General features: G+C 65.2%; 1 protein-coding gene. It reads left to right on the top strand.

The annotated features are described in order from the left end of the window. Positions 1-203: 203 nt before the first annotated feature. Positions 204-1,073 carry an IS5 family transposase gene (locus tag ACZ39I_RS41775; RefSeq protein WP_467250977.1) on the top strand — a complete coding sequence of 290 codons (870 nt, stop codon included), beginning with the start codon at positions 204-206 and terminating at the stop codon, positions 1,071-1,073. Positions 1,074-1,096 lie beyond the last annotated feature (23 nt).

Here is a 1,096-nt window from a genome sequence, read left to right as displayed (position 1 = left end):
AGGCCGATTCTTGCAATGTGGGATTGCGGTGCCGAAGAGGTAGCAGGTGTGCGCGGGGCATGCGGGCTGGGCGGGGTGACGGGTGGGGCGGGAGGTGGCTTGTTCCTGTCTCATCCCAAGACGCCCGGTCTTCGTCGCCGTGTGCTTCTGTCGCCGCTGCTTTGCGCCTGGGCGCACTCGATAGGCGGCGATACGCCGGAAGCATGCCGACGCGACGCCCGTATCCGAGTGATCTGTCCGATGCCCGCTGTGAGTTGATCGAGCCGGTGCTGTCCGCGTGGCGCTTCGAGCGTCGCGGCAGGGCCTTGGACTTCGGCAGGCCGCCCGAACACGACCTGCGCGAGATCATGAACGCGATCTTGTATGTGGACCGCACCGGCGTCCAGTGGCGTTACCTTCCGCACGACTTCCCGCACTGGAACACGGTCTACGGCTACTTCGCCAAGTGGGCGACAGACGGCGTGTTCGCTCAGCTCAACGGCCTGCTCAGGCAACTACTGCGGCAGAAAGAAGGGCGGGACGCCGAACCCTCGGCCTGCGTGATCGATGCGCAGAGCGTCAAAACTTCCACCAGCGTCCCGGCCTCCAGTCAGGGGACCGACGCCGGGAAGAAGATCGTCGGGCGGAAGCGGAGCATCGTCATCGACACGATCGGCCTCCTGCTCGCGGTGCTGGTCACGGCGGCCAGCGTGCAGGATCCCGTGGCCGGCACTCAGCTCCTGGACCAGGTGGCCGCCGACCACCCAGGTATCCGCAAGGTGTGGGTCGACGGCGGTTATCGTCAGCACCTCGTTGAGCACGCGGCCACCCTGGGCATTGACATGGAAATCACTCAACGCAAGTCCGGGACCAGGGGATTCACCCCGATCCCGAAACGCTGGGCAGTCGAGAGGACCTACGGCTGGCTCATGCTCCACCGCCGACTGGCCCGCGACTACGAGACCCTGTCCGTCCGCTCCGAAGCCATGATCCACATCGCCATGACCGACCTCATGGCCCGCCGCCTTACCAGCGAGAACGCCATCTCCTGGCGTGACCCGACACCGCAGACCAAACAACCGATTCCGGGATGAAACAACGGGGGAAAACGACCTCT

This window comes from Streptomyces sp. NPDC024687 (genome assembly GCF_055559055.1).
Note: the sequence above shows the minus strand (reverse complement) of the source record. Positions and strands in the feature narration are given on the sequence as shown.

Excerpts from the sequence above, each read along its gene's own strand:
- ACZ39I_RS41775 (WP_467250977.1), top strand. The coding sequence starts at position 204 with ATGCCGACGCGACGCCCGTATCCGAGTGATCTGTCCGATGCCCGCTGT.